Origin of the sequence: Nostoc flagelliforme FACHB-838 (assembly GCF_014698065.1) — a bacterium.
Classification (GTDB): domain Bacteria; phylum Cyanobacteriota; class Cyanobacteriia; order Cyanobacteriales; family Nostocaceae; genus Nostoc; species Nostoc flagelliforme_B.
This window is the reverse complement of sequence record NZ_JACJSI010000380.1, coordinates 1-5436: the sequence shown is the minus strand read 5'-3', so window position 1 is coordinate 5436 and position 5436 is coordinate 1. Positions and strand designations below refer to the sequence as shown.

The 5436-nt window shown below is 41.7% G+C and carries 6 protein-coding genes; 4 read left to right on the top strand and 2 right to left on the bottom strand.

Annotated features, from left to right (window positions below; genetic code table 11):
- Positions 1–7: 7 nt before the first annotated feature.
- Positions 8–121, top strand: a complete 114-nt coding sequence (locus H6G97_RS55155) for an SDR family oxidoreductase (RefSeq protein WP_277883435.1) — start codon at positions 8–10, stop codon at positions 119–121.
- 25 nt (positions 122–146) lie between these two features.
- A complete protein-coding gene (locus H6G97_RS44260) occupies positions 147–1133 on the top strand; it encodes an NHL repeat-containing protein (RefSeq protein ID WP_190946826.1) in 987 nt (328 codons plus the stop codon).
- A 677-nt stretch (positions 1134–1810) separates the two neighbouring features.
- On the opposite strand, the gene H6G97_RS44255 is transcribed toward H6G97_RS44260, so the two are convergent.
- Together H6G97_RS44255 and H6G97_RS44250 are read right to left on the bottom strand one after the other, a co-directional pair.
- Positions 1811–2797, bottom strand: coding sequence for a ParB/RepB/Spo0J family partition protein (locus H6G97_RS44255; protein ID WP_199339886.1), 987 nt, complete (start codon positions 2795–2797; stop codon positions 1811–1813).
- Positions 2794–3483 carry a ParA family protein gene (locus tag H6G97_RS44250; RefSeq protein ID WP_199339887.1) on the bottom strand — a complete coding sequence of 230 codons (690 nt, stop codon included), beginning with the start codon at positions 3481–3483 and terminating at the stop codon, positions 2794–2796. The genes H6G97_RS44255 and H6G97_RS44250 overlap by 4 nt, the downstream gene beginning before the upstream one ends.
- Before the next feature lie 240 nt (positions 3484–3723).
- On the opposite strand from H6G97_RS44250, the gene H6G97_RS51720 reads away from it, so the two are divergent.
- Both H6G97_RS51720 and H6G97_RS44240 read left to right on the top strand, forming a co-directional pair.
- Positions 3724–4254: a hypothetical protein gene (locus H6G97_RS51720; RefSeq protein ID WP_199350087.1), complete on the top strand. Its 531-nt coding sequence runs from the start codon at positions 3724–3726 to the stop codon at positions 4252–4254.
- A gap of 484 nt (positions 4255–4738) precedes the next feature.
- Positions 4739–5436 (top strand): ParM/StbA family protein (locus tag H6G97_RS44240; protein WP_190946825.1); only part of this gene is annotated, 698 nt, incomplete at its 3' end.

Genomic DNA, 5436 nt, shown 5'->3' with positions numbered 1-5436 from the left:
CCAGCGTCTGGGTACATCAGAAGAACTGGCAGAAACAGTGGTTTGGCTCTGCTCTGATGCAACTTCCTATATCACCGGACAAACGATTTCCGTAGATGGTGGTTATGCCATTCATCTGTGATCTAGAGCTTGGAGAAATGAAGTAAATGAAAAGGCGAGATGTATTGATTGCTTTGTCCGGGTTGGCTGCGATTACCACCGATGCTCTTTATCCCACTGCTGCTTATGCCAGAGAACTGTCTCCCATTGAATTGCCTTCTAGCTTTCAATATCCTAATGGCATTGCGCGTACTAAGGATGGCACACTTTATGTTGGTTCTGTTACCAACGGTCGTATCCTACAAATTTTTCCAAACGGTAGGATTGAAACACTTTTTCCGGGTAACAGCGACATATTTGCTATTACTAGCCTCCGCCTAGATGAAGCACGAGAAATTTTATGGGGAGCTTCTCCTGATGTTTTAGGCACACCTCAATCCAATGGTGAAATTGTTCGTAGACCAGGGCGAATTTTTGCGCTCGACACTCGCTCTTTGAAAGTGCTGCAAATCATCATCATGCCTGATGGTGGTTTTGGAAATGATCTTGCACTCGACACGAATGGCGGTGTTTATGTGACCGATAGCTCACGCCCTCGAATTCACTACCTCTCACCTGGAGCGAGTCAACTTCAGACTTGGGCGGAAGATGAGCGATTCCGCACCCAATTGCGATTTGGACTGTCTGGAATTGTTCGCAGACCGGACGGTGTTTTATTCGTGACGATGTACTCTGATGGTCGATTGTTTAAGGTAACGCCGAGAACGGTCGAAAATCCCGTGATTGAAGAAATTAGCCTACCTCGCAAAATCGATGGTTCCGATGCGATCCAGTTAGCTAGTGATGCCTCTCTCATTATGCTTGAAGCCGGAATCGAGAGTGGCAACGGTCGCGTATTACAACTGCGCCCATTGGAGGCTGGAGCGAGATCTCAATTTAATGTCTTAGCATCCAGGATGGATTTACCCGTTAATTTAACCGTTGCAGGCCAGGAAGTTTGGGTAACAGAATCGCTCTTCCGTCATCGTCTTGTGCCAGGACAGGAGAAAAAGATTCCGAATCGTTTTTTTGTTCGTCGTTTTGTGTTGCCGTAGATATATCTGAATTTTTCAAACGCTGCCAGTCCCCAGGCTGAATCTGTCCCCTTTTTTCTTACCCACTTGACAAATGTGCAATTATCTTAAACTGTCACGGGTGTCAGAAACCTGACAGTACAAGTGCAAAGCCTGTGTGAGGAGCCAGCAAACCATCAAGGCTTTCACCGAAACGCTGCGGTAGCTTCAACGCGGTTGTTTAGATCGTCTCGAAAAGATGAAGAATTGCTTAAGCCACGACTTGATAAGATTCCGTCCGAGGAATGGAAGGATCTCAATCTTGACCTAACTCCACGGGAATATGTTATGGACTAGAGCGGTAAAACTTGCTAGAGGTAGGTTGGAAGCATAGTAAACTCGTTTGATATTTTCTAAGACGCATACTTAATTAAGCCTTTAGTCTCACCTCTCCAGTTAGTTTTGCCGTTCTAGGTTATGGAAAATAGATCAGCCGAAGAAAGTTTGATGGTTGGGACATGAAGTACTTAGTGTGAATTTGCGGTAAGCTGACAATACCTTACCGCAACCAAGTTGCACTATGATGTGATTGAAGCATCTGTATCCGGCTATGTTCAGAAGACATCTATGTTAATAGTGGGTTTGTCACAGTGCGTTGCAATTGCTCGATACTGCCTGAGTTTATTGCTCTTGTCTTACTACTAAATCCACTTCTGTTTTCAATTTTTGACAATCGCTTCAAGCTGACTAAGCAGATTCTCTAGCTGTTGAGTTTTTTTCGGATCACTCCAAAGCATCTTGTTTTTCTTTGCCACCTCAATCGTGTTAGTTAAGCGTTGTTTCAGACTTACAGGTTCGGACTCGGACAGTGCTTTTTTACTACCATTCAATGCTTTAACTCGTTGCTTAATTTCAGAAAGGCTAAGGGAATTATTGATAGCTTCTTCTAAAACTTTTTGCCTGCTATCTTTGTCTTTGACACTAGCAATCAAAATTCCTTTAGTGTAATGAATTTTACCTTGACGAATAGCATTCAATATCTCTACTGGTTTTTTAAATAAGGGAAGTCGAGTTGCAACGAATGATTGCCAAGTAATTCGCCCGAATGAATTAAATACCTGTTGAACAAGTTCAGCTTCTTTACTAACCAAAACGTTTTGGTTAACAGTATTTTTTGTGGCGTTGTTCATTCGGTAAAGAAAACTAACAACTTGCTCAGTTTCGTAGCCCAGTTGAATTTCAAGCACTCGCAAAGTGTTGTCTAATTCCTCTAAAGCACTGAAGTCACGGCGATTTGTATTTTCTGATATCGCAGCATAAAAAGCGGTTCGATCATCCCAATCAAAAACCTTGACTGGTATATCTTCCAATTTTAGTATCTCTGCTGCTTTTAATCGCCGAAGTCCTGCAACCAACTCATATTTTTCAGATTGAGTGGGATGGGGACGTACCCACAGAGGAGAACGAATTCCATTGGGTTGAATATCATTTAGCGCCCATTCTTGTAGCTCTTCTAAATCATAGTAATGTCGAACTGGCTTGCCATCTGGAATAAATGTGAATGTACAAACAATTGCGTTGTGCGGAATGATTTGTTCTTGAGCTACTTCCGCTATTTGTACAATTTCCTGAGTAGTGGCTTGTCCAAAGACAAAGTTCAGTTCTTCATTGTTAGCAATATTATCCTTGAGTTTTCGTCGAGTCATGATTCTGATTCAAATAACTTCAAAGCTTCTGTTAGGATTTTGACGTAAGCACTTGCCGCCGCTTTAGGAGCTTCTCCCTTCATACGAAATACTGTACTACCTTGTCCAGGTGCATCCTTGATACACTGACGGTCAGGAAGGGTAGTATTAAGCAAAGGTATAATACCGCTTTGCAAAGCTTCTCTAGCTTCTCGTAATAAAATAGTGTTGTCTTTTACTGCATTTAGATAAAGCGCTGCTATCGGCAGCCCTCCTCGAATTTCCTTTGCTTGACGCACAAATTGTACAATTTTACCTGTACTTGCTAAATCGATCATGGAGTCCCTGCAAGGAATAAGTACTAAATTAGAACGGATCAAAATTGCTTTTGTCACCTCACTTGCATTTCCTGGTCCATCAACAATTACAACATCATAAGACTCTGCTAACTTTGGAAGTTCGTCAAATAAAACCTCTGGATCACCAATGACCTTACAAGGCAAGTTCAGATCCTTCAACCAACTTGATGAGCTTTCCTGCCCATCTGCATCAACTAAGATAGTGGAATGCCCCATCTGGGTAAACCAATCAACAGCATGAACTGCTCCTGTTGATTTCCCTGCTCCACCTTTCTGGTTAGCAAATGCCAAAATTTTAGGAAGCTTTTCAGATTTGGTCGTAGTCTTCGTAGGCTTGGATTTTACCATAGGAGCAATTCTCACTTTGCAACAATTGTATTAGTCTTCATAGAATTATCATTTCTAAGATAATTTTCAAGTATTCTTTTAGAACAGATTCAGCAGAGTATCTATTATCAAATAAGTCAATTAACCCAAATATATGGCTTGATGTTATCACTGATTCAAAATAAAGAATAAAAATAAAGTTAACCAAAACGTTTTGGTTAAATAAAACGAATATAAGTAACCCCCCTGACAGAAAGACTAATGAAATCTACTGAGCGTCCATCTAAAACACCAGAGAAACAAGAGCCAAAGCTCAACGGTCAAATTTCCAAATTTAGCCCTATCCCGGCTGATGATAAGTTGCCGGAAGAACTCACAACTGACCAACAGCCTGTCCATCCCCCTGTCGAGGAAAAACCCCTAGAGCCGCCAAAAGTTAAGCCGCAGGTGACTGGCAAGCGCAACAAGAAAAAAATAGATTCACCACCAGCAACCAAACCTCATATACCCTTCCAAGACCGCTCCGAAGAACCAGAATTACCACCAGAACCCTGTCAGCACATGCAATTCCTGAATTGCAACTCGGAGGTAGGGCGTGTGATATTCGAGTGCTATCATTGCCAGCAGGGAATAATCAGCGAGTACACCGGAGATCCCGTAATGGGCGAGTACAAAGGACGACCTTCAGTAATTTTCACAAAGGTAAAATGCCCCAACTGTGAGCAAACAGCAATTAGACTGCAAGCAAGGGAAGTACTTTCGATTACGGCGGTACCTTCACCTTGGGCGTGAAAAGTAAAATGTGCATCGACTGCTTTTTTTAATTCGTTATATGGGAAGATTTTAAAAATTGCTCATGGGACATATATGGGGGCTATATATGCCCCAAGAATGGTTCAAGACTTTGGAGACATTCTGACCCTTATATAGGGTACATATAGGTGTTAAGTAGGGTACATTTGACTATTTGATATTTTGTACCCCACTTAGCCCCCAAAGGCTTATGATAAACTCTTGAGTCTGGAGAAAAAAAAGGCTTTTGAGCAGAGGAGCAGGGGAGCAAAAGAAAATTGTTTGCATTAACAATTATAGTTATCGGTGTAAGAAAAACTAATTATTCTGCTGAAGGTCAGAGTTGTCCATTTTGAACAGTAAATAGTAAACACTAAGAACTGTTTTAATTCTCTCCCTTGCCCCTTGCCCCCTGCCCCTCTACTCCTCCAAATTATCTGAACAGATAATTTTCACTTTCTCAAAGTGTATTACCTTTGTCTTTATGTCAAACATTCACAGCTTACAAAAAATTTTTCCTGCGGGTTTCGATAACGGTTACGGAAGTCTCAAACTTTTAGTCGAAGGCTTTGAAGTAGTTCGTGTGCCGAGCTATATAACCAATGCCGAGATGGAAGATGTGCCAGGGCGTGTAGTTTTTAACGGTAGTGCTTACACTGTTGGAGAGTCAGCTTACCGGACAGGGAATTATTTTGATCGCAACACAGACAATAATGAAAACAAAGTCAATAATGCGTTGTTGACTTTATTGGGTGCATTAGCACATCTCCCACACCGTAGGGCTTGGCACTTAAAATTAGTCGTCAGTTTACATGATGTTGGTCTGGCTGATGAATTGCAAAAAGTACTCAATGGAGAATATCAGCCAATACTTGCTGGCAAGCAATCAGATGTGAAAGTAGAAGTGGTTAAAGTTGTATTAGAAGGTATGGGTGCATTGTTTGGGCATCCATTACCCAAAAAATTAACCATTTTAGACTTTGGCAATGGAACAACCCTGTATTCTCGTTACAACCGGGGTCAGCGAGAAGTTCACACTGCCTACCCTATAGGTGTAGAAGTTCTCATCGATGATATCTCCCAAAAAATGAAACATTTAAATGGCGGAAAAATCGGAGACCCATCTAAAATCCGATTTTGTTTGGAAATGGGGCATACCCGATACAGCCGTGACATCGATAT